The following is a 26,958-nucleotide window of genomic DNA, read 5'->3' as shown; positions in this document are numbered from 1 at the left end:
ACCGTTGTAACATGTCATCCAATGGATGACAAACACGATGTCGTCCATGTGATGACAAGCAGAGGGAGGTGCCCGTGACCGCAGCCGACCAACCGCCCACGACCAGTACGAACGCCCCCAGCCCGGCGTCATTCCTCGCCGCGGCGGCGGCTCTTGACGCCATAGACGACGCCCTGCGCGACGCCCAGCGAGAGTCCCCGGACACACCGGATGCGCCCGGGCCCAGCGCCGAGCAGGCGCTGGCCTCCCTGATGCTCCTGCGGCAGGTGCGCGAGCAGCTCGCCGGGTGGGAGACCGGCCTGATCGAAACGGCCCGGGACGCGGGAGCCAGTTGGGCGGACCTCGCCCATCCCCTTGGCGTCGCCAGCCGCCAGGCCGCCGAGCGGCGCTATCTGCGCGGCCGTCCCGGCCCGGCCGGGACCACCGGTGAGCAACGGGTCACGGCCACCCGCCAGGCCCGGGCTGCCGAACGCACCACCGCCACGTGGGCCCGCGCCAACGCCGCTGACCTGCGCCGCCTCGCCGGCCAGATCACCGCCCTCACCGACCTCCCCCCGGCCGCCCGCCGCCCGCTCGGTGAGCTCCACGCGGCCCTCGCCCACGACGACCCCGCCGGCCTCATCGCCCCCCTGGCGGCTGCCCGCCCCCACCTGGCCGCCGCCCACCCCGACCTCGCCGCCCGGCTCGACACCCTCACACCCCCCTGACCCTGCTCGCCCGAGGCATTCCACGAGCGACCGGACGGCGCAGCCTGCCGGCCCCGGCAGCCGGAGCCGAAAAGCCGTCGGCCGGCCCTCCCACGTTGGGAGGGCCGGCCGACGGCCCACACACGGCCCAGGAGCGCGGTTACCCGCTCTGACCTGGGGCGATATCACACGTCGAAGTACAGCTCGAACTCGTGCGGGTGCGGACGCAGCTGCAGCGGCGCGATCTCGTTGGTGCGCTTGAAGTCGATCCACGTCTCGATCAGGTCCGGCGTGAAGACGTCGCCCTGGAGGAGGAACTCGTGGTCGGCCTCGAGCGAGTCGAGGACGGCCGGCAGCGACGTCGGGACCTGGGCGACGTTCGCGTGCTCCTCGGGAGCCAGCTCGTACAGGTCCTTGTCGATCGGCTCGGCCGGCTCGATCTTGTTCTTGATGCCGTCCAGGCCCGCGAGCAGCAGGGCGGAGAAGGCCAGGTACGGGTTGCCGGAGGAGTCGGGCGCGCGGAACTCGACGCGCTTGGCCTTCGGGTTGGAGCCGGTGATCGGGATACGCATGGCCGCGGAGCGGTTGCGCTGCGAGTACACCAGGTTGATCGGCGCCTCGAAGCCCGGCACCAGGCGGTGGTACGAGTTGACCGTCGGGTTGGTGAAGGCCAGCAGCGACGGGGCGTGCCGGAGGATGCCGCCGATGTAGTAGCGGGCGGTGTCCGACAGGCCCGCGTAACCGGCCTCGTCGTAGAACAGCGGGTCGCCGTTGCTCCACAGCGACTGGTGCACGTGCATGCCCGAGCCGTTGTCGCCGAAGATCGGCTTCGGCATGAAGGTCGCGGTCTTGCCGTTGCGCCAGGCCACGTTCTTCACGATGTACTTGAAGAGCTGCAGGTCGTCGGCGGCGGCGAGCAGGGTGTTGAACTTGTAGTTGATCTCCGCCTGGCCGGCGGTGCCCACCTCGTGGTGCTGACGCTCGACCTTCAGGCCGGACTTCTCCAGCTCCAGGGAGATCTCGGCGCGCAGGTCGGCGAAGTGGTCGACCGGAGCGACAGGGAAGTAGCCGCCCTTGTAGCGGACCTTGTAGCCGCGGTTGTTCTCCACCGCACCGGTGTTCCAGGCGCCGGCCTCGGAGTCGATGTGGTAGAAGGACTCGTTCGCGGACGTGGCGAAACGCACGCTGTCGAAGACGTAGAACTCGGCCTCGGGACCAAAGTAGGCGGTGTCCGCGATACCGGTCGACGCGAGGTAGGCCTCGGCCTTCTTCGCCACGTTGCGCGGGTCACGGGAGTACTGCTCGCCCGTGATCGGGTCGTGGATGAAGAAGTTGATGTTGAGGGTCTTGTCCCGGCGGAACGGGTCCACCCGGGAGGTGGACAGGTCGGCGCGCAGGGCCATGTCGGACTCGTGAATGGCCTGGAAGCCGCGGATCGAGGATCCGTCGAAGGCCAGCTCCTCGTCCGGGTCGAACGCCTCAACGGGCACCGTGAAGTGCTGCATGACGCCCGGCAGGTCGCAGAAACGGACGTCGATGAACTTGACGTCCTCGTCCGCGATGAACTTCTTGGCCTCGTCGGCGTTCTGGAACATCCAGCTCCTCCTACTCCCGACCGTCCTCGCCGGGGTGGTAGATCGTTCGTGCGGCCAGTGCGGTGGCACACGCTGGTCTCGACCCTAGGGACGGGTGATTTCTCGGGCGTGACCCGTTTGTTTCGCAGAAGTTAACCGGCCACGTGTCCACCGTAGCCCCGACACACCCCTCGGCACAGCGTCCGAAACCGGGGCAGTACCGTGGACGGGTGGACAACAGGCAGGCAATGGGATCGTGGCTCTCCGGGCCCCGCGCGGCCATGGAAGAGGCCGGTGCCGACTTCGGCTACCGCGGTGAGCAGCTCGGCCTCCCGGAGGAGGGGCCGAATTCCGTCGCCCGGCCCGGCCGGCGGCTCGGCGCCCTGGCCGTGGACTGGGCACTGTGCGTTCTGATCGCATACGGCCTGATCACGAACGGCTATCGGGTGCCTGCGACGAGCAATTGGGCACTCGGCGTCTTCTTCGTCATGAGCGTCCTGACCGTCGGCACGATCGGCTTCACCCCGGGCAAGCGGCTGTTCGGCATCCGGGTGGTCGCCCTGGAGACCGGCACGGTCAACCCGCTGCGCTCCCTGCTCCGCACGGTCCTGCTGTGCCTCGCCGTCCCGGCACTGGTCTGGGACCGCGACGGGCGCGGGCTGCACGACCGGCTGGCGAAGACCGTGGAGGTCCGGGTCTGACCCCCGTGCCGCCGCGCCCGGCAATGGTCCAGATGCCCCCCATCCGGTTGCCCCGTCATACCGCCGACGGCATCGTCGCGGTATGACCGATGCTCAGGATGTGATGGCGGCCGAGGTGACGCCCGAGGAGTTCCGGGACGCCATGGCACGCTTTCCGTCGGGCGTGGTGGTGGTGACCGCCCGCTGCGAGGACGGCACGCCGCGCGGTTTCACCGCCAGCTCCTTCTGTTCCGTCTCCCTGGAGCCCCCACTGGTGCTGGTGTGCCTCGCGGACGCGGCCGACTCGGCGGCGGTCTTCGCGTCCTGCGACCACTTCGTGGTGAGCGTGCTGGCCCCGGAGCACCAGCCGCTGGCCCTGCTCTTCGCCACCAAGGGCGCGGACAAGTTCTCCGACGCCCTGCTGCGGCCGAGCCCCGCCGGGCTGCCGGCGGTGCACCAGGCACCCGTCCAGCTGGACTGTGCCGCGTACGCGCGTTACCCGGCCGGGGATCACACGATCCTGGTCGGCCGGGTAACGGGAGTGCGGCTGGGCGAGGGGACCCCGATGGTCTACTGCGACCGTAAGTTCCGGACCCTCACCTGAGGACCCGCGAGACTCGGGCCCGCGGGTCCGGGCGGCGTCCGACGGCCTACGGGGCTCAGCGGCCCTTCGGCATCCGCATGCCCTTGGGCATGGGGCCCTTCGGCAGCGGCATGTTGCTCATCAGGTCGCCCATGGCGCGCAGCCGGTCGTTGGTGGCCGTCACCTGGGGGCCCGTCAGCACGCGCGGGAACTTCAGCAGGGTCGTGCGCAGCTTCTTCAGCTCGACCTGGTCCTCGCCCCTGCCGACGATCACGTCGTGCACGGGGACGTCCGCGACGATGCGGTTCATCTTCTTCTTCTCGGCGGCCAGCAGGCCCTTCACCCGGTTCGGGTTGCCCTCGGCGACCAGCACGATGCCGGCCTTCCCGACGGCCCGGTGCACCACGTCCTGGCTGCGGTTCATCGCCACCGCCGGTGTCGTCGTCCAGCCCCGGCCGATGTTGTCCAGTACGGCGGCCGCGGCGCCCGGCTGGCCCTCCATCTGACCGAAGGCGGCGCGCTCGGCCCGGCGGCCGAACACGATCGCCGACGCCAGCAGGGCGATCAGCAGGCCGAAGATGCCCAGGTAGACCGGGTGGCCGAGCAGAAAGCCGATCGCGAGGAAGACAACGAGAATGCCGATGCCGACGGCCCCGAGAACAAGACCGATCTTCTTGTCGACCTCGCGGGTCATCTTGTACGTGAGAGCGATCTGCTTCAGTCGCCCTGCGTTCGCGGCGTCCGCCGCGGTTTCCTTCCTCGCCATGTCACGAAGTCTACGTGGCCCCGGGAGTGCGGACGACGGCAGTGCCCGGGAGGAAGGTGCCGAAGAGGCTCGGGAGGTGGTCAGGAGCGGCCGGCGGCCTGCTCCAGGAAACGCTGCGCCTCCACCCGGTCCTTGGCACGCCGGCGGTCCTCCAGTACGGAGGTCCACGCGTTGCGCCGGGCGGTGCGCTGACCGCCGCTCATGAGCAGGGACTCGACGGCGCGCAGGGCGTCGGTGAAGGACGGGATGGCGGTGGCGCGTACGGGCGCGGCCTGCATGATCGAGGTCCCCCTCGGAGCTGGTGGTGTACGAGGCGTGATACCAGAGTCACTGATTGGTGTTACCAGGGCGTGTCCGAGCGGTCAAACGCCAATGAAGCCTTGATGCAGGGCGCTGGAACGCCGACGCGGCCCTGAGGCCCGCCCTCATCAGCGAGGACGGTCAGGACCGCGTCGACTCGGCCATTACTGGCCAGTAATTACTTGTGCGCGAATTCACACACTGGGCTCAGACAGCCTGGGCCGCGATGTAGGCCCCGCGCTTCTCGACCGCCATCTGGTACAGGCGCCCGGCCCGGTACGAGGACCGCACCAGCGGACCCGACATCACCCCGGAGAAGCCGATCTGCTCGGCCTCCTCCTTCAGCTCCACGAACTCCTGCGGCTTGACCCAGCGCTCGACGGGGTGGTGCCGGACGGAGGGGCGCAGGTACTGGGTGATGGTGATCAGCTCGCAGCCGGCCTCGTGCAGCTGCTGGAGCGCCTCGCTGACCTCCTCACGGGTCTCGCCCATGCCGAGGATCAGGTTGGACTTGGTCACCAGGCCGTGGTCGCGGGCCTGCGTGATGACCTTCAGGGAGCGCTCGTAGCGGAAGCCGGGGCGGATGCGCTTGAAGATCCGCGGGACCGTCTCGACGTTGTGCGCGAAGACCTCGGGCCGCGCGGAGAAGACCTCCGCCAGCTGCTCCGGGACCGCGTTGAAGTCGGGGGCCAGCAGCTCGACCTTCGTCCGGCCGCCCTCGCGCTCCGCCGTCTGCCGGTGGATCTCGCGCACGGTCTCGGCGTACAGCCAGGCGCCGCCGTCCTCCAGGTCGTCGCGGGCGACGCCGGTGATGGTGGCGTAGTTCAGGTCCATCGTGACCACGGACTCGCCGACGCGGCGCGGCTCGTCGCGGTCGAGGGCCTCGGGCTTGCCGGTGTCGATCTGGCAGAAGTCGCAGCGCCGGGTGCACTGGTCGCCGCCGATGAGGAAGGTCGCCTCGCGGTCCTCCCAGCACTCGTAGATGTTCGGGCAGCCGGCTTCCTGGCAGACCGTGTGCAGGCCCTCGCTCTTCACGAGGTTCTGCATCTTCGTGTACTCGGGGCCCATTTTCGCCCGGGTCTTGATCCACTCGGGCTTGCGCTCGATGGGGGTCTGGCTGTTGCGGACCTCCAGGCGCAGCATCTTGCGTCCGTCGGGTGCGACTGCGGACACGACCGGCTCCCTAAGCTTTGATTCTTCGGCGCACACCAGGGTACGCCCGTGTTCACTGCGCCCTGCCGGTGAGATCAACCTCACGGACGCAGGGCGCATTCCCCCGTGGCCGGGCGGCTCAGGCGGACGCCTTCTCGATCACCCGGGGCTTGAGCACCGCGTTCTCCAGGATGTCCTTCAGGTGTTTCTCGGCCACCGGCAGGACCTCCTCGATGGTGACGTCCCGGCCCAGCTCGGCCGCGAGGGAGGCGACGCCCGCGTCCCGGATCCCGCACGGGATGATCCGGTCGAACCACTTCATGTCGGGGTTCACGTTGAACGAGAAGCCGTGCATGGTGACGCCCTTGGCCACCCGGATGCCGATCTGGGCGATCTTGCGGTCCTCGCGGCGCTGGCCGGCGTTGGAGGGGGCGTACTCGGGGCCGTTGAGGCGGGGGTCGAACTCCTCGTCCTGCAGCCGCGGGTCGAAGTCCAGGGAGAGCCCCCCGAGCGCGGGCCGCTGCTCCACCGGGTCGCCGAGCACCCACACCCCGCTGCGGCCCTCGACCCGGGTGGTCTCCAGGCCGAACTCGGCGCACGTGCGGATGAGCGCCTCCTCCAGGCGCCGTACGTGCGCGACCACGTCCACCGGGCGCGGGAGCTTCTGGATCGGGTAGCCCACCAGCTGGCCCGGGCCGTGCCAGGTGATCTTGCCGCCGCGGTCCACGTCGATGACCGGGGTGCCGTCCAGCGGGCGCTCGCTGCCCTCGGTACGGCGGCCGGCCGTGTACACCGGGGGGTGTTCCAGGAGGATCACCGTGTCCGGGACCTCGTCGGCGAACCGGGCCGCGTGCACCCGGCGCTGCTCGTCCCAGGCCTCCTGGTAATCGACGGCATCCGCACCGAACCCCATGCGGACGAACCGCAACTCACTCACGGCAAGCGCCTCCCTCAGCGACCGAGCAATCGGTGTGTCAGGCACGTAACGCGCCCACGCCACTGTACGTCCGTCCGACGTACGTCAGCCCTGCGGGCGTTCCTCACACGATCGGATGAATGCCTGGCGGAATGTGCGATCGCCTGCTCACCCTCCGCTACATTCGCGCCGTTCATGGAGGCCATAAGGGCTGCTCAACGGCAAACCGGGCACTTCAGAAGCCCGGAAGGCAGGAGACCGCACCGCAGATGACGGACCGACCCGCGCAGCGCACCCCCAACCGCCAGCTCGCCGCGCTCATCGCAGAAGCGGGGTTCTCCAACGCGGGTCTGGCCCGTCGCGTCGACCAGCTCGGCCTGGAGCACGGGCTGGACCTCAGATACGACAAGACCTCGGTCACCCGCTGGCTGCGCGGACAGCAGCCGCGGGGGACGACGCCCGCCCTCATCGCCGAGGTCTTCACCCGCCGCCTCGGGCGCCGGCTCACGGCCCAGGACCTCGGCCTGGACGCGTGCGCTCCGGTCTACGCCGGGCTGGAGTTCGCGGCCACCCCGGAGGAGGCGGTCGACATCGTCAGCGGCCTGTGGCGCAAGGACTCCGGCAGCCACGCCGAGCTGCGCAAGATCGCGTTCACCCCGGCGGGACTCGTGGTGCCCAGCCGGGACTGGCTGATCGGCAAGCCCGACGACAAGGTGGCCCGCGAACCCGCACCCCGGGTGCCCCCGCAGGGCCGCGCGGCCAAACCCCAGGGCCGGGCGGTGCTCGCCGTCCCGCCCCGGTCCCGCGGGCACGCCGACCGCGCCCCCGGCCACAAGGTCACGGGCGGCGACATCAACGCGCTGCGCTCGGTCGGTGAGCTGTTCCGCACCCTCGACGACCGCTACGGCGGCGGCCACGCCCGGCAGGCCCTCGTGCGCTACCTGGAGCACGAGTGCGAGCCGATGCTCCGCGGCTCCTACGACGAGCAGACCGGACGCCGGCTGTTCGGCGCCGCCGCCGACCTGACCCGGCTCGCGGGCTGGACGTCGTACGACATCGCCGCGCACGGACTCGCCCAGCGCTACTTCGTGCAGGCCCTGCGGCTCGCCCAGGCGGCCGGCGACCGGTCGTACGGGTCGTACGTCCTGGTCACCATGAGCCGCCAGGCCGTCTATCTGGGCCACGGCAGGGAGGCCGTCCAGCTGGCCCGGGTCGCCCAGCAGGGGGCGGGTACGGGTGGCCCGCCGGTCGTGCAGGCGCTCCTGCACGCCTCCGAGGCGAGGGCGCACGGCGTGCTCGGGGAGGTGCGGGCGTGCACGGCCGCGCTCGTGCGGGCCGAGCGCGCGCTGGAGGCGGCCCGGCCCGGGGACGACGTGCCGTACTGGGCCAAGTTCTTCGACGAGGCCCAGCTCGCCGACGAGTTCGGGCACTGCCACCGGGACCTGCAGCAGTTCCGGGCCGCCGCCCAGCACGCCGAGCGCTCCCTGCAGCTCCGCGCGCCGTCCTACGCCCGCAGCCGCCTCTTCTGCCGGGTCGTCCTCGCCACGGCCCGCCTCGGCCTCGGCGAACTCGACCAGGCGTGCGTCCTGGCCGCGGAGGCCGCCGGGCAGGCCGCGGAGATGCGGAGCGCTCGCGCGATCGAGTACGTCAAGGAATTCGAACGCCGACTGGAACCGTACCGGGACGCGGCACCGGTGCGGGGCTACCGGGAGAAGGTGGCGGCCCTGGGCTAGATGCCCGGCGGCGCGTTCACGCCGCCCTCGGCACGGTGGGCGCCGGGTCCGCGCGGTGCATCGAACCCGCCGCGCCCAGGTCCGCCAGGATCGCCGCCGCGGCCCGGTGGGCGGAGTGCAGCGCGCCCTGGACCGTGCTGGTGTCCCGGTGGTCGCCGCAGACGTAGAGGCCGGCCAGGAGGCGGACCGGGCGGCGCAGGTCGTGCGGAGGGCGCATCGCCGGGACCGCCTCGGGGGTGTGGTGGACGGCCAGCGTCTCCCAGCGGCGGGTCGAGGTGCGGTAGAGCCGGGAGAGGTGGATGCGGACCGCGGTGTCGACGCCCTCGGGCGGGGTGCCCAGTACCGTCGAGGAGATCAGCACCCGGCCGACCGGCGCCCGGCTCGGGTCGACGTTGCTGAGCACGGCCGTGTGGGCCACCGGGCCGCCGCGGTCCGCGTCCAGCAGCAGCGAGGTGCCCGTCGAGAAGGCGGCCGCAGGTTCGTCGGTGGTGTGGTGGACCACGGTCACCGGGTGGAAGTCCGGCACCCTGAGGCCCGGCAGCAGTTCCGCCGCCGCCCGTGCGTCCGTCGCCAGCAGCACCGCCCGGCAGCGGATCTCGCCGTGCTCGGCGGTGGTCACCGAGGTCGTGGACACCGAGGTGACCCGCACCCCGGTGTGGACGGTGCCGGACGGCAGCGCCCGCGCCAGCAGGTCCGGCAGCACGTCCGCGCCGCCCTCCGGCACGCACAGCCGTCCGCTCGCGAAGGCGCGCAGCGCGAGGTCGGCGCACCGGCTGGAGGTGGTGAGCCCGGGGTCGCACAGCAGCGTGGCCAGCAGCGGGCGCAGGAAGCCGTCGATCGTGCGCGGCGGCAGCCCCCGCTGGGCGAGGGCCTGGCCGGCCGGCATCTCGGGGCGGGCCAGGATGCGCTCCACCGGGGTGGCGGCGATCCGGCCCAGGGCGGCGCCGAGGCGGGCCTGGTCGACCGCGCCGCCCACCGGCGTGCCGGACCGGCCGGGGGTGGCCGCCGGTCCCCTGGGGGCGCTTGCGAGGGCGCGCACCACATGGAGTGCGCCCCTTGTGCTCCCTCCGCCCGCCGGTGCGCCCGCGCGCTGGGTGCGTCCGTCGCGGTGCAGCAGGACGCCCGGGGCGAAGGTGCGCAGGACGAGGGCGTCGAGGCCCGGGGTCGTGCGGAGTTCGGGGTAGGACGTGGACAGCAACTGTCCGATGCGGTCGAGCCGGAAGCCGTCGACCTTCTCGGTCGACATGCGGCCGCCGGCACACGGGGCGGCCTCGAGGACTGCGGTCGATATTCCTGCGCTGGTCAGCCGATGAGCCGCCGAGAGTCCGGCGATTCCGGCTCCCACGATGACGACGTCCACCTGGTACGCGGGCTCAAGCACGAGGCCCCTCCTGTGGTTGCGCGGCCGGTGGAGACGTCATGCCCCCAACAGGCTCCAGGGATACCCGAGTTCGGCTTGAGGGTAGGGCCGTGATCGGTCGCGAACAGTCGCGCATCAACAGGGCACGGTCGCATGGAGGTCGCATACGGTCACAAGAGGTCGCAGGACATCTCCTGTGTCTGCCGGGCGCGGAGGTCAGGCCGCCCGGACGGCATCCTCGATCCCCGGGAACGCGAACCGGAACCCCGACTCCAACAGCCGCTTGGGCACCACCCGTTGGCTGCCCAGCACATCCCCGGCCAGCTCACCCAGCACCGCCCGCAGCACCGGTGCCGGCACCGCGAACGGGGCCGGGCGGTGCAGCACCCGGGCCATCGCCGCGGTGATCTCACGGTTCGTCAGCGGCTGGGGGGCCGTGAGGTTGAACGGTCCGGACAGGGTGTCGTCGTCGATGAGATGCCGGATCGCGGCCACCTCGTCGTGCAGCGCGATGTAGGACCAGTACTGCCGCCCGTCGCCCAGCCGCCCCCCGAGCCCGGCCCGGAACAGCGGGAACAGCCGCCCCCACGCCCCGCCGCCGCGTGCCACCACCAGCCCCGTGCGCGGGAACACCGTCCGCACGCCCGCCTCCCGCGCGGGCGCCGCCGCCTCCTCCCACTCCACGCACAGCGAGGGCAGGAAGCCGTCGCCCGGCGGTGTGTCCTCGTCCGAGACCCGGTCACCGGTGTCGCCGTAGATGCCGATCGCGCTGCCGCTGACGAAGACCCGCGGCGGCTCGGGCAGCGCGGCCACCGCCTCCGCCAGCGCGGCCGTGCCCAGCACCCGGCTGTCCCGCAGCAGCCGCTTGTACGACGGCGTCCAGCGCCGGTCGCCGATGCCCGCCCCGGCCAGGTTCACCACCGCGGCACAGCCGGTCAGCCCGGCGGCGTCGACGTACTGCCCCTCGGGGTCCCAGCAGACCTCGCCCGGGCCCGCGGCCGCGCGGCGCACCAGTCGTACGACCTCGTGCCCGTCCGCGGTCAGGGACCGCACCAGGGCGCTGCCGATGAGCCCGGACGCGCCGGCAACGGCGATTCGCATACGCTCCATGGCCCCAGCATGCCCGCCCGGAAACCCCGTGGGGCGCCGCGACGGCCCGCCGTAGGGTGATCGTCATGCCGGATCCGTACATACGCACCGCCGCGGCCGACGACGAGGAGGGCCTCGCGCTCCTCGACCGCGCCACATGGTCCACCCTGCACGCCGTCTCACCCCCGCCGCAGGGGCCGTTCTTCGACGAGCGCCACCTCCCGGAGGACTATCTGGTCGCCGAGGCCGGCGGTCGCATCCTCGGCTACGTCCGCCTCGCCCGCCCGACCCCGCTCGCCTCCAACACGCACGTCCTGCAGATCCAGGGCCTCGCCGTCACCGAGGAGGCGCGCGGGCGGGGCGTCGGGCGCGCGTTGGTCAGGGCCGCCGTCGAGGAGGCGCGCGGACGCGGTGCACGGCGGCTGAGCCTGCGCGTGCTCGGGCACAACGCCCCGGCCCGGGCGCTGTACGAGTCCGAGGGGTTCGTCGTCGAGGGGGTGCAGCCGGAGGAGTTCCTGCTCGACGGCGCCTACGTCGATGACGTGCTGATGGGTCGGCGCCTGTGACCGTCAGGAGCTGACCAGCTCGCCCGTGTCCACCGGAGCCGTCGCCGTGACCGCGCGCCGCGCGTCGCCCGCCACCTCCTTCGCCGTCAGCACGTATCCCGTCTCGGTGTCGGAGGTGGAGCGCGCGAAGACCATCCCGAACACCCTGCCGTCCGTGGTCAGCAGCGGGCCGCCGGAGTTGCCCGGCTCGACCGTGGACCGGATCGAGTAGATGTCCCGGGTGACCGCGGCGTCGTTGTAGATGTTCTGCCCGGTCGCCTCCAGCCGGCTCGCCACCGTCGCCGCCTGCAGGTTCAGGTCGCCGTCCTGCGGATAGCCCGCGACCACCGCCGAGTCCCCGCGGCGCGCGCCGGTGTCGAAGCGCAGCACCGGGGCGTGCAGCTGCGGCACGTACAGCACCGCCACGTCCCGGTCGGGGTCGAAGAGCACCACCCGGGCCTCGTACGACTGCCCGACACCGCCCACCCGTACGCTCGGACGGTCGATGCCCGCCACCACGTGCGCGTTGGTCATCACGTGCTGTGCGGCGTAGACGAAACCGCTGCCCTCGCGGCCCTCGTTGCCCGAGACGCCCTCGATCTTGACCGTGCTCAGCTTCGCGGCGCGGGTCGCGGCCGGTGTGACGCTGTCGCCGGAGGGGCGGGCGACCCGGGCCGTCGACTCGTTCTCGAACGGGTTGAAGACCTGCGGGAAGCCCGCCTCGGCCAGCGCCGACGTGGCCCGCGAGAACCACGCGGGCGTCGTGTCCGGCATCGCCTGCTGGACCGCGCCCAGCAGCGTCGAGTTCCGTATCTGCGTGGTCAGCGCCTGGGAGGGGGCCGCGCCGAGCACGCTCGCCGCGACCCAGGCCACGATCAGCACCGCGATCGAGTTCGCCGCCGCGCCGCCGGCCCCGTCCAGCACCCGCAGCGGGCCCCGGTCCAGCTCCCCGCGCAGCTGCAGCGCCAGCCGGCCCGCCAGTTCGTGCCCCATCACGGCCGGCATCAGCACCGTCGCGACCGCGAGCATCGTCGCCTGCGCCGAACCCCGTTCCACCATGCCTGTCACCCAGGGCAGCAACCAGACGCCGACGACGGCACCGCCGACGAAACCGGCCAGCGAGACACAGCCGGCCACCAGCCCACGCCGGTAACCGGACACCGCGTAGACGAGTATCACCAGCGCAAGCACCAGGTCGAGCAGGTCCACGGAGCCGCCTTTCTCTCGGACCCCTCAGTACGGACGGGACGGGCCCGGCGATCATTCACCGCATACGGGACCGGTCATCGGAGAGCGAACCGGCCACGTATGTGTGTACCCCCAGAAACGTCCCGGACCGGGACGATGGTTCCGCCAGGTGGCAGAGCGCACATCGCGGGCGCGGTGCGGCGGTCCGAGAGTTGCACCATGTACGACCTCCGAAGAACGCTGGAGACGCCCCCGGCCGCGCAGACACCGGGGAGCCAGGAAGCGCCCGGGAACCCACCGGTGCCGGAGAGCGCGGAGGCCCCCGTGACCCCGCCGGTGCCGGAGAGCCTGGAAGCCCCCGGGACCCCGCCGGTCGCGGAGAGCGCGGAAGCGCCCGGGACGCTGCAGACGCCGGGGAGCCCGGACACGCCCAAGACACCGGAGAGCCCGCGGACACCGGCCCCGCGGGACCTGCCGGGGGCCCCGCGGCCCCCGGAGAGACCCGGGCCGCCGGTGCGACGGCGCCCGGCCCTCCGGCGGATACCCAAGTCCCTGCTTGTGCTGTTCGGCTGCCTGCCCGGTCTGGCGGCCGTCCTCGCGCTCGTCCTGTGTGCCCGCGGCGGCGAGCGGCCCGCCTCGGCCCGCCCGGCCTCGGCCCGCCCCCCGGCCGCCCACCGCGCCCCCCGGCCGCACATCGTGCCCCGCTCCGTCTGGCTGGGCACCGCCGGGCGCACCCAGCCGCCCCCGCGCTACGACGACAAGGTGGTCGCCGTCTTCCTCCACCACACCGACTCGCCGAGCACGTACGACTGCGCCGACGCGCCGGAGATCATCCGCCGTCTGTACGCCGGCCAGACCGGCGCGCGGAACTGGGACGACATCGGCTACAACTTCATCGTCGACCGCTGCGGCACCATCTACGAAGGCCGCGCCGGAGGCCCCGACCGGCCCGTCACCGGCGCCCACACCCAGGGCTTCAACCACCGCACCGCCGGCATCGCCGCCCTCGGCACCTTCACCGCCGGCGTCCCCGTGCCCAGCGCCATGACCGACGCGATCGCCGCCCTGGCCGCCTGGAAACTGGGCCTCGCCGACATCGACCCGCGCGCGAGCGTCCGCCTCGTCTCCAGCAACAGCCTCAGCCGCTACAAGGCCGGAACCGCCGTCGACCTGCCCGTCCTCGCCGGCCATGACGCCGGGTTCATGACGAGCTGCCCGGGTGCAGCCCTCCGCGCCCGCCTCCCCGAGATCAGGGAGAAGGCCGCCCGTCTCCAGGGCCGGCCCCCGGCACCGCACACCCGGCGCGCCCCGGCAGCGCACACACGGACTCCTTAGACGCCCCGTAGGGCGCTCCTGGAACAGCGCCCTACGGTCACGAACGAGACGAGCCGACTGGAGGTGGGGAGCATGAACAGAAGTCGTACCCGCGCCGGGACCACGGACCGGAGCACCGAGCAGGAGCAGCGGACGCGGAACGCCCGCGGCCCCTGGGCGGTGCTCTGCGCGGTCGCGACCGTCGTCCTCGGCCCGGCCGCGGCCACCGAGTCCGCCCTCGGCCAGGCCAACGCCGCGCCGCTGCACCACGCGGCGCGGGCCGACCGGGCCCAGGCCTGCCTGACGGCCGACGGCAGCCGCAGGCGCCCGGCCGCCGGCTGAGCCGGGTCCGGCTACTCCCGGAAGCGGTCCCACAGCCGCGGGAAGCGTTCGGCGAGCGCCCGCTCGTTCTCGAACTCGACCGGGGCGCCCTCCGGCTCGGCGGGCGCCGGGGCGATGCCCAGGTCGGGCGCGACGGTGCCGGTCAGCTGCTCGTACGCCTCGTCCGCCGCATAGCCCAGCTCCTCGCCGTCGCCGTCGATCTCCTCGTCGAACTCGCCCAGCAGCTCCGCCAGCGCGTCCGGATCGTGCACGGCGCCCTCGTAGACCTCCCGGCCCTGGCCGATCAGCCAGCACCGGAAGAAGTCGAACGCGTCGTCGCTGGCCCCGTCCAGCAGCACCCAGGCGGCGCCCCACAGGTCCCAGCGGTACGCGCGGTTGTAGCGGGCCTCGAAGTGACGGGCGAAGTCCAGGACCAGCTCCGGCTCCAGCTGGAGCAGCCGCTCCACGAGCACGTCCGCCTGTTCCTCGGGGTCGCCCTCGGCGGTCTCGCGGGCGGCGTCGATCAGCTCCCAGAACTCCGTCTCGTCCATCACGGCACCAGCATCGGGCCTCCACCGGTGGGACGCACGCGGAGTACGCCGGTGTGCGGCGGATCGTTATCCGGCGTCGCCGCGGCCGTACAGCGCGGCGAGCCGGGCCGCGTCCGCCGCGAACCGCTCCCGCAGGCTCCGCGGGGCCAGCACCTCCGCCTCCGCCCCGAGCGCCGTCAGCTGTGCGTGCGCGACCGCCTCGGACTCCACCGGCAGCGTCACCGTCACCCAGCCCGCCCCGTCCGGCTCGCCCACCGCCCCGAGCGCCTCGCGCGCCGACAGCGGATCGACGGCGTACCGCAGCCCGCGCACGCCCTCGGGGGACAGCCGTACGACGACCTCGGCACGCAGGATCGAGCGGGCGAACCGCTCGGCCTGCTCGGCCCAGTACCCCGGCAGATCGAAGCCCGCGTCCCGGGCGAACCGTTCCTCCAGCGGGTCCACGGCGCTGAACCGGTCGATCCGGTAGGTCCGGAAGGAGCCGCCGTCCGTCACCCGCGCGCACAGGTACCAGGCGCCCGCCTTCAGCACGAGCCCGTACGGCTCCAGCAGCCGCTCGACCTCGGTCTCACCCCGCCGGTACCGGGCGGTCACCCGGCGGTCGTCCCACACCGCCTCCGCGACCACCGGCAGCAGCGCGGGCGTCTCCGGCTCCCGGAACCAGGCCGGCGCGTCCAGATGGAAGCGCTGCGCGGCGCTGTCCGGGGCGTCGCGCAGGGACGGCGACAGCGCGGCGGACACCTTCAACCGGGCGGCGGAGTGGGCGTCCTCCAGGCCCATCTCGCGCAGCGCCCCCGGCACCCCGCTCAGGAACAGCGCCTCCGCCTCGCTCCTGGCCAGCCCCGTCAGCCGCGTGCGGTACCCGCCGACCAGCCGGTACCCGCCGGCCCGCCCCCGTTCCGCGTACACCGGCACCCCCGCCTCCGACAGCGCCTGCGCGTCGCGGGTGACCGTCCGCTCCGAGACCTCCAGCTCCCGCGCGAGTTCGGCGGCGGTCATCGACGGCCGGGACTGCAGGAGGAGCACCATCTTGATGAGCCGGGCCGCACGCATGACCTCATCATGCCGGGGGCCACCGACAAGGAAGGGGTACGGCAGCGGCCGTACCCCTTCACGGAACCCCGGTGACTACAGCCCGTACTTCTCCCGGGCCTCCTTGACCGCCGTCGCCTTCACCTCGCCGCGCCGGGCGAGCTGGGCCAGGGCCGCGACGACGATCGACTCGGCGTCGACGCCGAAGTGGCGGCGGGCGGCCTCACGGGTGTCCGACAGACCGAAGCCGTCGGCGCCCAGCGAGGACCAGTCCTGCTCGACCCACTGCGCGATCTGGTCCGGGACCTGGCGCATGTAGTCGGAGACGGCCAGCACCGGGCCCTCGGCGCCCTGGAGGGCCTGGCGGACGTACGGCACCCGCTCCTCGCCGCGCAGGAGGGCGGCGTCCGCCTCCATCGCGTCGCGGCGCAACTCGGACCAGGAGGTCGCGGACCACACGTCGGCAGCCACGCCCCACTCCTCGGCGAGCAGCTTCTGGGCCTGGAGGGCCCAGTGGATCGCCGTACCGGACCCCAGCAGCTGGATGCGCGGGGCGTTGGCGGCCGGGGACAGGCCCGCCGACTCCACCGTGTTGAAGCGGTACAGGCCCTTGACGATGCCCTCGTCGATGCCGAGGCCCTGGGGCTTCGCGGGCTGCGGCAGCGGCTCGTTGTAGACCGTCAGGTAGTAGAAGACGTTCTGGTCCTCGCCCGGCCTGGCCTCGCCGTACATCCGGCGCAGACCCTCACGGACGATCACCGCGATCTCGTAGGCGAACGCGGGGTCGTACGTCAGCGCGGCCGGGTTGGTCGCGGCGATGACCGGGGAGTGGCCGTCGGCGTGCTGCAGGCCCTCGCCCGTGAGGGTCGTACGGCCCGCCGTCGCGCCGACGAGGAAGCCGCGGCCGAGCTGGTCGCCGAGCTGCCACATCTGGTCGGCGGTGCGCTGCCAGCCGAACATCGAGTAGAAGATGTAGAACGGGATCATCGCCTCGCCGTGCGTCGCGTACGCGCTGGACGCGGCGATGAAGTCGGCCATCGAACCGGCCTCGGTGATCCCCTCGTTGAGGATCTGGCCGTTCTTGGCCTCCTTGTAGTACATCAGCTGGTCGCGGTCGACCGGCTCGTACGTCTGGCCCTTGGGGGAGTAGATGCCCAGCGAGGGGAACAGGCTCTCCATGCCGAAGGTGCGCGCCTCGTCCGGGACGATCGGCACCCAGCGCTTGCCGGTCTCCTTGTCCCGGACCAGGTCCTTGACCAGGCGGACGAAGGCCATCGTGGTGGCCACGTTCTGCGAGCCGGAGCCCTTGTCGAAGGAGGCGAACGCCTTCTCCGCCGGGGCGGGCAGCGGGGCCAGCGCGTGGGTACGGCGGGCCGGGGCCGGGCCGCCGAGGGCCGCGCGGCGCTCCTGGAGGTAGCGCACCTCGGGGGAGTCGGCGCCCGGGTGGCCGTAGGGCACCACGCCGTCGGCGAAGTCGCTGTCCTTGATCGGCAGGCCGAGCAGGTCGCGCATCGCCTTGAACTCGTCCACCGAGAGCTTCTTCATCTGGTGGTTGGCGTTCTTCGACGCGAAGCCCTCGCCGAGGGTGTGGCCCTTGACCGTCTGGGCCAGGATCACGGTCGGCGCGCCCTTGTGCTCGACGGCGGCCTTGTACGCGGCGTAGACCTTGCGGGCCTCGTGACCACCGCGCGAGAGGTGGAAGCACTCGAGGATCTTGTCGTCGCTCAGCAGCTTCGCCATCTCCACGAGCGCCGGGTCGGCGCCGAAGAAGTCCTGGCGGATGTAGGCGGCGTCACGGGTCTGGTACGTCTGGATCTGCGCGTCCGGTACCTGGCGCAGCCGGCGTACGAGCGCGCCGGTCGTGTCGAGCGCGAACAGCTCGTCCCAGGCCGTGCCCCACAGCGTCTTGACGACGTTCCAGCCGGCGCCGCGGAACTGGGCCTCCAGCTCCTGCACGATCTTGAAGTTCGCGCGGACCGGCCCGTCGAGGCGCTGCAGGTTGCAGTTGATGACGAAGGTGAGGTTGTCCAGCTCCTCACGCGCGGCGAGCGCGAGGGCCGCCGTCGACTCCGGCTCGTCCATCTCGCCGTCGCCCAGGAAGGCCCAGACGTGGGAGGCGGAGACGTCCTTGATGCCGCGGTTGGTGAGGTAGCGGTTGAAGCGCGCCTGGTAGATCGCCGACAGCGGGCCGAGGCCCATCGACACCGTCGGGAACTCCCACAGCCAGGGCAGACGGCGCGGGTGCGGGTACGACGGCAGGCCGTTGCCGCCGGCCTCCTGGCGGAAGTTGTCCAGGTGCGCCTCGGTCAGGCGGCCGTCGAGGAAGGCGCGGGCGTAGATGCCGGGGGAGGCGTGGCCCTGGATGTACAGCTGGTCGCCGGAGCCGTCGCCCTCCTTGCCCTTGAAGAAGTGGTTGAAGCCCGTCTCGTACAGCCACGCGGCGGAGGCGAAGGTGGCGATGTGGCCGCCGACGCCGTGCTTGGCGCCACGGGTCACCATGGCGGCCGCGTTCCAGCGGTTCCAGGCGGTGATGCGGGCCTCCATCTCCGGGTCACCGGGCAGGGCCGGCTCGGCGGAGGTGGGGATGGTGTTGACGTAGTCCGTCTCGAGGAGCTTCGGCAGCGCGATGCCGCCCGCCTCGGCGCGCTCCAGCGTCCGCCGCATCAGGTACGCGGCGCGGTGCGGCCCGGCCTCCCTGGCGACGGCGTCGAGGGAGGCCTGCCACTCGGCGGTCTCCTCCGGGTCGCGGTCCGGGAGCTGGTCGAGCGCGCTCGGCTGGATGGCGTTGGGGTCGGTCATGTCGCCGCCTTCCTCAGTCGAAGGGGGTTCCCTCATCGGTAAGGGGTTCGGGGGTGCCCTTGGTCTTTGGCAGGACAGGGCTGGACTTCGGTGGAAGTCCGTCGGCGACTGTAACTCCCTGATCGATGATCGATCAAAGGGTTGAGGGTGAAAACCTCTTGATTTGGAGAAAGTCGGCACGCGGTGCCTTCGACGATGGCACCGGGTGACGCCAAATCGCCTTGTTTTCGCAGGTGAGCGGGGGGATGCTCGGGTGCGATCAAGGGCGCGGGGCGCAGCCCAGGACGTGTGCCTTGACCAGCTCGGCGATCCGCGGGTCCCGCCGCTTGAACGCCTGCACCAACTCCTCGTGCTCCTCGGCGTACGACTGCTGCACCGTGCCGAGCCAGCGGATGGACAGGGCCGTGAACACCTCGATGCCCAGGCCCTCCCACGTGTGCAGCAGGACCGAGTTGGCCGCGGCGCGGACCAGTTCGCGGTGGAAGCCGACCGTGTGACGGACCTGGGCGGTGCCGTCGGCCGCGCGGTCGGCCTCGTACAGGGCCAGGACGTGCGGCTCCAGGGCCGAGCAGTCCTCGGCGAGGCGGCCGGCCGCCAGCTCCGCCGCGATGGCCTCCAGGCCGGCCCGGACCGGGTAGCTCTCCTCCAGGTCGGCCGCGGTCAGGTTCCGTACCCGCACGCCCTTGTTCGGGGCGGACTCGATCAGGCGGAGGGACTCCAGCTCGCGCAGGGCCTCGCGCACCGGGGTCTGGCTGACCTCCAGCTCGGTGGCGATCCGGCGCTCCACGATCCGCTCGCCCGGCTGCCAGCGCCCGCTGACGATTCCTTCCACGATGTGCTCGCGGATCTGTTCGCGCAGCGAGTGGACGACGGGCGCGGTCATGAGGGCTCCTTAGGGAGGGCTGACGTTTAGACAATACGGCGGGTTCGCTCCGCGGGCGGGACGTGTGAGGGTGCTTTTGCGCAGGTGAGACGAGGCGCACACCTCCGGTGGAGGGGCCGGGGCGCCCAGTGGCTCGGTTCGGTCCGCGTTCGGGCGGGTGCGGGTCCTTCGTGGCTGGTCGCGCAGTCCTCAGGGTGTTGCGGTTCCGCCCGCTGCAAAGGCGACGCCCCGTCCGGAGAAGTTCCGGACGGGGCGTCGTACTACCTGAGCAGGGAAATCAGAGGCCCAGCTCGACCTCGAACTCGCCCGCCTCCAGGATCGCCTTGACCGCCGTCAGGTAACGGGCCGCGTCGGCGCCGTCGACCAGGCGGTGGTCGTAGGAGAGGGTCAGGTAGGTCATGTCGCGGACGCCGATGACCGTGCCCTCCTCGGTCTCGATGACGGCCGGACGCTTGACCGTGGCACCGATGCCGAGGATCGCGACCTGGCCCGGCGGCACGATGATCGTGTCGAACAGCGCGCCGCGCGAACCGGTGTTGGAGATGGTGAAGGTCGCGCCGGACAGCTCGTCCGGGGTGATCTTGTTGGCGCGGACCTTGCCGGCCAGCTCCGCCGTGGCCTTCGCGATGCCGGCGATGTTCAGGTCGCCCGCGTGCTTGATGACCGGGGTCATCAGGCCCTTCTCGGAGTCCACCGCGATTCCGATGCTCTCGGAGTCGAAGTAGGTGATCGTGCCCTCGGCCTCGTTGATCCTGGCGTTGATGACCGGGTGGGCCTTCAGCGCCTGGGCCGCCGCCTTCACGAAGAACGGCATCGGGGAGAGCTTGACGCCCTCGCGCGCGGCGAAGGAGTCCTTGGCCTGGGCGCGCAGGCGCATCAGGCGCGTGACGTCGACCTCGACGACCGACGACAGCTGGGCCTGCTCGTGCAGCGCCTTGACCATGTTGTCGCCGATGACCTTGCGGATGCGCGGCATCTTGACGGTCTGGCCACGCAGGGGGGAGACCTCCAGCGCCGGGGCCTTCTTCGCGGCAGCGGGAGCGGCGGCGGCCGGAGCCGGGGCGGCGGCCTTCGCGGCCTCGGCGGCGGCGATGACGTCCTGCTTGCGGATGCGGCCGCCGACGCCGGTGCCCTTGACGGTGGCCAGGTCGACGCCGTTCTCGGCGGCGAGCTTGCGCACCAGCGGGGTGACGTAGGCGCCCTCGTCGGTCGCCTGGGTGGCGGTCGGGTGGGTGGGCGCGGTGGCCGGGGTGACCGGGGCCGGGGCGGGCGCCGGGGCCGGTGCCGCGGGCTGGACCGGAGCCGGAGCCGGGGCGGCGGCGGCCGGAGCAGCCGGGGCCGGGGCGGCCGGGGCGGCCGGGGCGGGGGCCGGAGCGGCCGGAGCCGCGGGGGCCGGAGCCGGGGCGGCCGGGGCAGCGGCGGCGGGCGCCGGGGCGGCCGGAGCCGGAGCGGCGGCCGGGGCGGCACCCGGGGCGCCGATGACGGCGAGCTTGGCGCCGACCTCGGCGGTCTCGTCCTCGTTCACCACGATCTCCAGCAGCACGCCGGAGGCGGGCGCCGGGATCTCGGTGTCGACCTTGTCCGTGGAGACCTCGAGCAGCGGCTCGTCGGCCTCGACGGAGTCGCCGACCGACTTCAGCCAGCGGGTGACGGTGCCCTCGGTGACGGACTCACCGAGCGCGGGCAGGACCACGTCCGTGCCCTGGGCGCCACCGGCCGGGGCGGCCGGAGCGGCGGCGGGGGCCGGAGCCGCCGGGGCCTCGGCGACCGGGGCCGGGGCGGGCTCGGCGGCCGGGGCCGGAGCCTCGGCGGCGGCCGGCGCGGCCGCGGGGGCACCGGTGCCGTCGTCGATGACGGCCAGCTCGGCGCCGACCTCTACGGTCTCGTCCTCGGCGACCTTGATGGAGGACAGCACACCGGAGACGGGCGAGGGGATCTCGGTGTCGACCTTGTCGGTCGACACCTCGAGCAGCGGCTCGTCGGCCTCGACGCGCTCGCCCTCGGCCTTCAGCCAGCGGGTGACAGTGCCCTCGGTGACGCTCTCACCGAGCGCCGGAAGGGTTACGGAAACCGCCATGGTTTCGGTTGCTCCTAACGAATTGCGGAAGTCTGTGTCGTCGCGCCCGTTGACCGAAGGCTCAGTCGTGGGAGTGCAGCGGCTTGCCGGCGAGCGCCAGGTGCGCCTCGCCCATCGCCTCGTTCTGCGTCGGGTGGGCGTGGATGAGCTGGGCGACCTCGGCCGGCAGCGCCTCCCAGTTGTAGATCAGCTGGGCCTCGCCGACCTGCTCACCCATGCGGTCGCCGACCATGTGGACGCCGACCACGGCACCGTCCTTGACCTGGACGAGCTTGATCTCGCCCGAGGTGTTCAGGATCTTGCTCTTGCCGTTGCCCGCCAGGTTGTACTTCAGAGCGACGACCTTGTCCGCGCCGTAGATCTCCTTGGCCTTGGCCTCGGTGATGCCGACGGAGGCGACCTCCGGGTGGCAGTACGTCACCCGCGGGACACCGTCGTAGTCGATGGGAACGACCTTCAGACCGGCCAGACGCTCCGCCACCAGGATGCCCTCGGCGAAGCCGACGTGCGCGAGCTGGAGCGTCGGGACGAGGTCACCGACGGCGGAGACGGTCGGGACGTTGGTCCGCATGTACTCGTCGACGAGGACGTAACCGCGGTCCATGGCGACCCCGGCCTCCTCGTAGCCCAGGCCCTGCGAGACCGGGCCGCGGCCGACGGCGACGAGGAGGACCTCGGCCTCGAACTCCTTGCCGTCCGCCAGGGTGACCTTCACGCCGTCCTGGGTGTACTCGGCCTTCTGGAAGAAGGTGCCGAGGCTGAACTTGATGCCGCGCTTGCGGAACGCGCGCTCGAGAAGCTTCGAGGAGTTCTCGTCCTCGACCGGGACGAGGTGCTTGAGGCCCTCGATGACCGTGACGTCCGAGCCGAAGGACTTCCACGCCGAGGCGAACTCGACGCCGATGACACCGCCGCCCAGGATGATCGCGGACTTCGGCACGCGGTCCAGGACGAGGGCGTGGTCGGAGGAGATGATCCGGTCGCCGTCGATCTCCAGGCCCGGCAGCGACTTCGGCACGGAGCCGGTCGCCAGCAGGACGTGGCGGCCCTGGATGCGCTGCCCGTTCACGTCGACGGAGGTGGGGGAGGACAGCCGGCCCTCACCCTCGATGTACGTCACCTTCCGGGACGCGATCAGACCCTGCAGGCCCTTGTACAGGCCGGAGATCACGCCGTCCTTGTACTTGTGGACGGCCGCGACGTCGATGCCCTCGAAGGTCGCCTTCACGCCGAACTGCTCGCTCTCGCGGGCCTGGTCGGCGATCTCGCCCGCGTGGAGCAGGGCCTTGGTGGGGATGCAACCCCGGTGCAGGCAGGTGCCGCCGACCTTGTCCTTCTCGATCAGGGCGACGTCCAGGCCCAGCTGCGCCCCGCGCAGGGCCGCGGCGTAACCACCGCTACCACCGCCGAGGATCACTAGGTCGAAAACGGTGCTGGCGTCGTTCGCCACGTCACGTCCTCCATGCATGTGCGCCTTGCGCCGATCTCCTGTGACCGGCGGGCGGCTGGTGTCCGGCCGCTTGATGCTTCGGCCCTTCGGTGGGGGCCCTGTCCTGCCGGGCTCCATCTTTGCACTTGTTCGAGGCGGACGAGACGCCGGGCTGGAGTGTGAGACACCCCACGTACAGCTGAAAACGGGGGTACGCGTGAGCGAGCGGCGCGGGACCGCGTCCGGCACGCGGCTCCGCTCAGGGGCGCGGGGGACCGCGTGAACAGGTCCCCCGCGCCCCTGCGGCCGCTGCGACTACGGGAGCGGCCGAGCCCTCGGGCGGCTCAGCCCAGATCACCCGCGGCGGTCAACTCGGCGAGCCGGACCAGCGTCCGCACAGCGGAACCCGTGCCGCCCTTCGGCGTGTATCCGAACGGCCCGCCCTCGTTGAACGCCGGGCCCGCGATGTCCAGGTGCGCCCACGTGATCCCCTCGCCCACGAACTCGCGCAGGAACAGACCGGCGACCAGCCCGCCGCCCATCCGCTCGCCCATGTTCGCGATGTCGGCGACCTGGGAGTCCATGCCCTTGCGCAGGTGCTCCGGCAGCGGCATCGGCCAGGCCGGCTCGCCGACCTCCTCCGCCGCCTCGTGCACCGCGGAGCGGAACGCCTCGTCGTTGGCCATGACACCGAACGTCCGGCTGCCCAGCGCCAGCATCATCGCGCCGGTGAGCGTGGCGACGTCCACGATCGCGTCCGGCTTCTCCTGCGAGGCCGCCCACAGCGCGTCGGCGAGGACGAGGCGCCCCTCGGCGTCGGTGTTGAGGACCTCCACCGTCTTGCCGCTGAACATGCGCAGCACGTCACCCGGGCGCACCGCGGAGCCGGACGGCATGTTCTCCGCCAGCGCCAGCCAGCCGGTGACGTTGACCTCCAGGCCGAGCCGCGCGGCGGCGACGACGGCGGCGAACACGGCGGCGGCACCGCTCATGTCGCACTTCATCGTCTCGTTGTGCCCGGCCGGCTTCAGCGAGATGCCGCCCGAGTCGTAGGTGATGCCCTTGCCGACGAAGGCGAGGTGCTTGTCCGCCTTCGGGTGGCTGTACGCCAGCTTCACCAGGCGCGGGGTGGCCGCCGAGCCGCCGCCGACGCCGAGGATGCCGCCGTAGCCGCCCTTGGTCAGGGCCTTGTCGTCGAGCACCTGCACCTTGATGCCGTGCTCCTTGGCCGCGGTCTGCGCGATGCCGGCGAAGATGGCCGGGGTGAGGTCGTTCGGCGGCGTGTTGATCAGGTCGCGGGCGCGGTTCAGCTCCTCGGTGACCGCGACGGCGCGGGCGACGGCACCCTTGTGGGCCGCGTCGCGCGGCTTGGCGCCGAGCAGCGCGGCCTCGGCCAGCGGCGCCTTGCCGTTCTTGGCCTTCGCGCCGTTGCCGTTCTCCTTGTAGACGTCGAACGAGTACGAGCCGAGCAGGATGCCCTCGCCGATCGCGCCGACGGCGCCCGGGCTGTCGACGGGCAGCGCGAACGCGGCCTTCTTGGAGCCGGCGAGCGCGCGGGCGGCCACGCCGGCGGCCTTGCGCAGCGCCTCGGCGCCGTAGCCCTCGTCCCCGCTCTTGGCGTCCGGCTCCGCGCCCAGGCCGACCGCCACGACGATCGGGGCCTTGAAACCGGCCGGCGCGGGCAGCTTGGTCAGCTCGCCCTCGGCACCCGAGGCGCCGAGGGTCTCCAGGACGCCGGCCAGCTTGCCGTCGTACGCCTTGTCCACGGCCTCGGCGCCGGGCGCCAGGACGGGGCCCTTGGTGCCCTTGGCGACACCGATCACGATCGCGTCGGCCCGCAGGCCGGGCGCCGCTGCGGTGCTGAGAGTCAGAGCAGTCACGGTGGTGAAATCTCGCTTCCGATGTCAAGTTGCTGTGGCCGAAGTGGGGTGGGTCGACCGGGCCCGAGAGCCGACCCTAGGTCCATGCCTGGGCGCAGGTGGCAACCGGGGCCTTCACCCTGTCGGCGAACACCCGGGACGAGACTACGCGCGTGTGCGCGTTCGCTCATTCCTGCGGGTGTTCACCGGTGCGTGGCGTCATGGCCATTTCCGCCTCCCGAGCGCGGGGGAACGAGCCATAGTCGTCGCGTTCCGGCGGGCCGTCGGCCAGCCGACTGGGGGTGCCGGACCGCGTCCTCGCCGACCACCGGGCGCTGTTCGGCGACAGTACCCCGGTCGTCGACCTCCGCGAGAGCGCGATCGGCGCCGAGCTGCGGAACCGGGCGAACTGGCAGTCCGCCCTGGACGCGGGCAGGGTCACCGCCCACCGCGTCGGTCTTAGGGCATCTTCCTGGGCCAAGTGAGCGCCACGATCGGGGAGTTCGGGTTCCACGAGCGGCTGACCACCGTCGCCCGCGGCCCGCTCGTACTGAGCGACGGCACCGCCTCGCATCCCGCGTACACGGCGCCCCGGCCGGCGCGGGCGAGGTGCCCGGCGGCGCTCACCCCTGGGGCACGCTGTCCGCCGGGCCGGACCCGGCCCGCTGAAGGACGCCCACCACGGAGGTGCCGGCCAGCCGGTCGGCGAGGGAGCGGCGGCCGGGGAGGAACACGGGCAGCGCGTTGATCAGGAACAGCACCACCGCGACCGCCCACACGAGCACCGACAGCGCGAACCGCCCCTCGATCAGCAGCACACAGGCCAGCGCGTAGACGGCGACGTCGGCGGCGGTGGTGACGGCGGCCCGGCGCAGGGCGTGCCGGGACAGCCGCGGGGTGACGCGCAGGCCGAGCAGTCCCTTGCCGAGGGTGCTGCCGAGCCACCTGAGGCAGGCCCACTGGTAGAGGAAGGTGACGATCACGAGCGCGCCGAAGGCCTCCTCCACGTCCAGCACCACCTTGTCCCACAGGGACAGGCCGAGGTGCTCGGAGGCGCCGATGACGTCACCGCGCGAGGTGACCAGGTCGAGCCCGCCCCTCGTGGCCAGTGAGGGCACGTCGGTGACGAGTGCGCTGACCCGGTGGAAGGTGAGCACGGCGAGCAGCGAGGCCACCCCCACCACGAGTGCGAAGTCCATGAACCAGGCCACGGCACGGCGCAGTTTGAGCACGGATGTCCCCCCGAATCACAGCATTCTTGTCCGTGTACGGGCGAAGAGCTTAGCGGTGGGCCAGGGCCAGCACGATCAACGCGGTCGTCGCGGCGGTCTCCTCCAGGGCGCCGAAGACGTCCCCGGTGACACCGCCGAACCGGCGTACGCAGCGGCGCAGGAGGAGCTCGGCCGCTCCCAGGGCCACCAGCACCGCGGCCGCCGCGTGCACCGCGCCGTACGGGCCGAGGACCGTCCCCCAGGCCGCCGAACCGATCGTGAACGCCGCCGCGACCGCCAGCGCGCCCGGCACCGGCACCACCCCGGCCACCGCCGCGCCCAGCCCCTCCGGCCGGGCGGCCGGCACCCCGGTGCGCGCGGTCAGGGTCAGGGCGAGGCGGGAGGTGCCCGCCGAGACGACGGCAGCCAGCGCGCCCCACGCCCATGAGTCGCCGTACAGCTGTGCCAGCACCGCGACCTGGGCCAGCAGGACCAGGACCAGGGTGATGACGCCGAACGGGCCGATGTCCGACTGCTTCATGATCCGCAGCGCGTCCTCCGCGGGCTTGCCGCTGCCCAGGCCGTCGGCGGTGTCGGCGAGTCCGTCGAGGTGCAGTCCGCGGGTCAGCGCGGCGGGTACGGCGACGGAGGCGACCGCGGCGAGCACCGGGCCGGCGCCCAGGAGGAGCAGGAGCAGTCCGAGTCCGGCCGCGCAGGCGCCCACGACCAGGCCGGCGAGCGGGGCGGCGAGCATCCCGCCGCGTGCCGCCCCGCGGTCCCAGCGGCGCACCCGGACGGGCAGCACGGTGAGGGTGCCGAAGGCGAAGCGGAGGCCGTCGTGAGCGGAGGACTTGAGCACCGGCGAAGGTTACCGGGCGGTCGCGAAGCCGCCTGCCACACCCGGGGATAA

The 26,958-nt window shown here is 72.4% G+C and carries 25 protein-coding genes; 8 read left to right on the top strand and 17 right to left on the bottom strand.

Annotated elements, in window-relative coordinates:
• The first annotated feature begins 74 nt into the window (after window positions 1-74).
• Window positions 75-707: a type III effector protein gene (locus tag AB0D93_RS05285; RefSeq protein ID WP_362113214.1), complete on the top strand. Its 633-nt coding sequence runs from the start codon at window positions 75-77 to the stop codon at window positions 705-707.
• A 164-nt stretch (window positions 708-871) separates the two neighbouring features.
• Here the strand turns inward: AB0D93_RS05285 and glnA are convergent, their stop codons facing one another.
• Complete coding sequence (gene glnA, locus AB0D93_RS05280; RefSeq protein ID WP_361256400.1) at window positions 872-2,281, bottom strand: type I glutamate--ammonia ligase; 1,410 nt, start codon at window positions 2,279-2,281, stop codon at window positions 872-874.
• 209 nt (window positions 2,282-2,490) lie between these two features.
• Here glnA and AB0D93_RS05275 point away from each other — a divergent pair, with 209 nt between their 5' ends.
• Window positions 2,491-2,961, top strand: a complete 471-nt coding sequence (locus tag AB0D93_RS05275; protein WP_362113211.1) for an RDD family protein — start codon at window positions 2,491-2,493, stop codon at window positions 2,959-2,961.
• Window positions 2,962-3,043: 82 nt separating this feature from the next.
• On the top strand, window positions 3,044-3,544 hold the full coding sequence (locus tag AB0D93_RS05270; RefSeq protein ID WP_362113208.1) for a flavin reductase family protein: 501 nt from the start codon (window positions 3,044-3,046) through the stop codon (window positions 3,542-3,544).
• Window positions 3,545-3,599: 55 nt separating this feature from the next.
• On the opposite strand, the gene AB0D93_RS05265 is transcribed toward AB0D93_RS05270, so the two are convergent.
• From AB0D93_RS05265 to lipB, 4 genes are all read right to left on the bottom strand, one after another.
• Window positions 3,600-4,289: a DUF4191 domain-containing protein gene (locus tag AB0D93_RS05265; RefSeq protein WP_362113205.1), complete on the bottom strand. Its 690-nt coding sequence runs from the start codon at window positions 4,287-4,289 to the stop codon at window positions 3,600-3,602.
• A gap of 80 nt (window positions 4,290-4,369) precedes the next feature.
• Complete coding sequence (locus AB0D93_RS05260; RefSeq protein WP_208901281.1) at window positions 4,370-4,567, bottom strand: hypothetical protein; 198 nt, start codon at window positions 4,565-4,567, stop codon at window positions 4,370-4,372.
• A gap of 229 nt (window positions 4,568-4,796) precedes the next feature.
• Entirely contained in the window at window positions 4,797-5,762 is a 966-nt protein-coding gene (lipA, locus tag AB0D93_RS05255; RefSeq protein WP_362113202.1) for a lipoyl synthase, read from the bottom strand.
• A gap of 118 nt (window positions 5,763-5,880) precedes the next feature.
• The gene (gene lipB, locus AB0D93_RS05250; RefSeq protein WP_362113199.1) at window positions 5,881-6,678 is read right to left on the bottom strand and encodes a lipoyl(octanoyl) transferase LipB; all 798 of its coding nucleotides are present in this window, start codon (window positions 6,676-6,678) and stop codon (window positions 5,881-5,883) included.
• A 248-nt stretch (window positions 6,679-6,926) separates the two neighbouring features.
• Here lipB and AB0D93_RS05245 point away from each other — a divergent pair, with 248 nt between their 5' ends.
• On the top strand, window positions 6,927-8,390 hold the full coding sequence (locus AB0D93_RS05245) for a regulator (RefSeq protein WP_362113196.1): 1,464 nt from the start codon (window positions 6,927-6,929) through the stop codon (window positions 8,388-8,390).
• Window positions 8,391-8,406: 16 nt separating this feature from the next.
• Here the strand turns inward: AB0D93_RS05245 and AB0D93_RS05240 are convergent, their stop codons facing one another.
• Entirely contained in the window at window positions 8,407-9,771 is a 1,365-nt protein-coding gene (locus AB0D93_RS05240) for an NAD(P)/FAD-dependent oxidoreductase (protein ID WP_362113193.1), read from the bottom strand.
• 195 nt (window positions 9,772-9,966) lie between these two features.
• A complete protein-coding gene (locus tag AB0D93_RS05235; protein ID WP_362113190.1) occupies window positions 9,967-10,860 on the bottom strand; it encodes a TIGR01777 family oxidoreductase in 894 nt (297 codons plus the stop codon).
• Between the two features lie 65 nt (window positions 10,861-10,925).
• On the opposite strand from AB0D93_RS05235, the gene AB0D93_RS05230 reads away from it, so the two are divergent.
• The gene (locus AB0D93_RS05230; protein ID WP_362113187.1) at window positions 10,926-11,405 is read left to right on the top strand and encodes a GNAT family N-acetyltransferase; all 480 of its coding nucleotides are present in this window, start codon (window positions 10,926-10,928) and stop codon (window positions 11,403-11,405) included.
• A 3-nt stretch (window positions 11,406-11,408) separates the two neighbouring features.
• Here AB0D93_RS05230 and AB0D93_RS05225 read toward each other — a convergent pair whose 3' ends face one another.
• Window positions 11,409-12,593, bottom strand: coding sequence for a MarP family serine protease (locus tag AB0D93_RS05225; RefSeq protein ID WP_362113184.1), 1,185 nt, complete (start codon window positions 12,591-12,593; stop codon window positions 11,409-11,411).
• A gap of 537 nt (window positions 12,594-13,130) precedes the next feature.
• Here AB0D93_RS05225 and AB0D93_RS05220 point away from each other — a divergent pair.
• Both AB0D93_RS05220 and AB0D93_RS05215 read left to right on the top strand, forming a co-directional pair.
• Complete coding sequence (locus tag AB0D93_RS05220; protein ID WP_362113526.1) at window positions 13,131-13,907, top strand: peptidoglycan recognition protein; 777 nt, start codon at window positions 13,131-13,133, stop codon at window positions 13,905-13,907.
• 72 nt (window positions 13,908-13,979) lie between these two features.
• Window positions 13,980-14,228 (top strand): hypothetical protein, encoded by a 249-nt coding sequence (locus tag AB0D93_RS05215; RefSeq protein ID WP_362113181.1) that lies wholly within the window; start codon window positions 13,980-13,982, stop codon window positions 14,226-14,228.
• An 11-nt stretch (window positions 14,229-14,239) separates the two neighbouring features.
• On the opposite strand, the gene AB0D93_RS05210 is transcribed toward AB0D93_RS05215, so the two are convergent.
• The 7 genes from AB0D93_RS05210 to AB0D93_RS05180 form a co-directional block, all read right to left on the bottom strand.
• Window positions 14,240-14,758 carry a DUF4240 domain-containing protein gene (locus AB0D93_RS05210; protein ID WP_362113523.1) on the bottom strand — a complete coding sequence of 173 codons (519 nt, stop codon included), beginning with the start codon at window positions 14,756-14,758 and terminating at the stop codon, window positions 14,240-14,242.
• 66 nt (window positions 14,759-14,824) lie between these two features.
• Window positions 14,825-15,811, bottom strand: coding sequence for a WYL domain-containing protein (locus AB0D93_RS05205; RefSeq protein ID WP_362113178.1), 987 nt, complete (start codon window positions 15,809-15,811; stop codon window positions 14,825-14,827).
• A 75-nt stretch (window positions 15,812-15,886) separates the two neighbouring features.
• Window positions 15,887-18,589, bottom strand: a complete 2,703-nt coding sequence (gene aceE, locus AB0D93_RS05200) for a pyruvate dehydrogenase (acetyl-transferring), homodimeric type (RefSeq protein ID WP_362113175.1) — start codon at window positions 18,587-18,589, stop codon at window positions 15,887-15,889.
• 259 nt (window positions 18,590-18,848) lie between these two features.
• The gene (locus AB0D93_RS05195; RefSeq protein WP_362113171.1) at window positions 18,849-19,472 is read right to left on the bottom strand and encodes a GntR family transcriptional regulator; all 624 of its coding nucleotides are present in this window, start codon (window positions 19,470-19,472) and stop codon (window positions 18,849-18,851) included.
• Window positions 19,473-19,749: 277 nt separating this feature from the next.
• Window positions 19,750-21,549, bottom strand: a complete 1,800-nt coding sequence (gene sucB, locus AB0D93_RS05190; protein WP_362113168.1) for a 2-oxoglutarate dehydrogenase, E2 component, dihydrolipoamide succinyltransferase — start codon at window positions 21,547-21,549, stop codon at window positions 19,750-19,752.
• A gap of 61 nt (window positions 21,550-21,610) precedes the next feature.
• Complete coding sequence (lpdA, locus tag AB0D93_RS05185) at window positions 21,611-22,999, bottom strand: dihydrolipoyl dehydrogenase (RefSeq protein ID WP_362113165.1); 1,389 nt, start codon at window positions 22,997-22,999, stop codon at window positions 21,611-21,613.
• Window positions 23,000-23,322: 323 nt separating this feature from the next.
• Complete coding sequence (locus AB0D93_RS05180) at window positions 23,323-24,858, bottom strand: leucyl aminopeptidase (protein WP_362113162.1); 1,536 nt, start codon at window positions 24,856-24,858, stop codon at window positions 23,323-23,325.
• Between the two features lie 281 nt (window positions 24,859-25,139).
• Between AB0D93_RS05180 and AB0D93_RS05175 the strand changes: the two genes are divergently transcribed.
• On the top strand, window positions 25,140-25,322 hold the full coding sequence (locus AB0D93_RS05175) for a hypothetical protein (RefSeq protein WP_362113159.1): 183 nt from the start codon (window positions 25,140-25,142) through the stop codon (window positions 25,320-25,322).
• A 138-nt stretch (window positions 25,323-25,460) separates the two neighbouring features.
• On the opposite strand, the gene AB0D93_RS05170 is transcribed toward AB0D93_RS05175, so the two are convergent.
• Window positions 25,461-26,069: an RDD family protein gene (locus AB0D93_RS05170; RefSeq protein ID WP_362113156.1), complete on the bottom strand. Its 609-nt coding sequence runs from the start codon at window positions 26,067-26,069 to the stop codon at window positions 25,461-25,463.
• Window positions 26,070-26,118: 49 nt separating this feature from the next.
• A complete protein-coding gene (locus tag AB0D93_RS05165) occupies window positions 26,119-26,907 on the bottom strand; it encodes an adenosylcobinamide-GDP ribazoletransferase (RefSeq protein ID WP_362113153.1) in 789 nt (262 codons plus the stop codon).
• Window positions 26,908-26,958 lie beyond the last annotated feature (51 nt).

Source organism: Streptomyces sp. NPDC048191 (genome assembly GCF_040652655.1).
Classification (GTDB): domain Bacteria; phylum Actinomycetota; class Actinomycetes; order Streptomycetales; family Streptomycetaceae; genus Streptomyces.
The sequence above is the reverse complement of the archived record's forward strand: the minus strand, read 5'-3'. Positions and strand labels throughout refer to the sequence as shown.

Bases quoted from the DNA above. Each gene is read 5' to 3' on its own strand.
- AB0D93_RS05235 (WP_362113190.1), bottom strand. From the start codon at position 10,860: ATGGAGCGTATGCGAATCGCCGTTGCCGGCGCGTCCGGGCTCATCGGC.
- glnA (WP_361256400.1), bottom strand. From the start codon at position 2,281: ATGTTCCAGAACGCCGACGAGGCCAAGAAGTTCATCGCGGACGAGGAC.
- AB0D93_RS05210 (WP_362113523.1), bottom strand. From the start codon at position 14,758: ATGGACGAGACGGAGTTCTGGGAGCTGATCGACGCCGCCCGCGAGACC.
- AB0D93_RS05270 (WP_362113208.1), top strand. From the start codon at position 3,044: ATGACCGATGCTCAGGATGTGATGGCGGCCGAGGTGACGCCCGAGGAG.
- AB0D93_RS05230 (WP_362113187.1), top strand. From the start codon at position 10,926: ATGCCGGATCCGTACATACGCACCGCCGCGGCCGACGACGAGGAGGGC.
- sucB (WP_362113168.1), bottom strand. From the start codon at position 21,549: ATGGCGGTTTCCGTAACCCTTCCGGCGCTCGGTGAGAGCGTCACCGAG.
- aceE (WP_362113175.1), bottom strand. From the start codon at position 18,589: ATGACCGACCCCAACGCCATCCAGCCGAGCGCGCTCGACCAGCTCCCG.
- AB0D93_RS05215 (WP_362113181.1), top strand. From the start codon at position 13,980: ATGAACAGAAGTCGTACCCGCGCCGGGACCACGGACCGGAGCACCGAG.
- AB0D93_RS05260 (WP_208901281.1), bottom strand. From the start codon at position 4,567: ATGCAGGCCGCGCCCGTACGCGCCACCGCCATCCCGTCCTTCACCGAC.
- AB0D93_RS05265 (WP_362113205.1), bottom strand. From the start codon at position 4,289: ATGGCGAGGAAGGAAACCGCGGCGGACGCCGCGAACGCAGGGCGACTG.
- AB0D93_RS05195 (WP_362113171.1), bottom strand. From the start codon at position 19,472: ATGACCGCGCCCGTCGTCCACTCGCTGCGCGAACAGATCCGCGAGCAC.
- AB0D93_RS05245 (WP_362113196.1), top strand. From the start codon at position 6,927: ATGACGGACCGACCCGCGCAGCGCACCCCCAACCGCCAGCTCGCCGCG.
- AB0D93_RS05205 (WP_362113178.1), bottom strand. From the start codon at position 15,811: ATGCGTGCGGCCCGGCTCATCAAGATGGTGCTCCTCCTGCAGTCCCGG.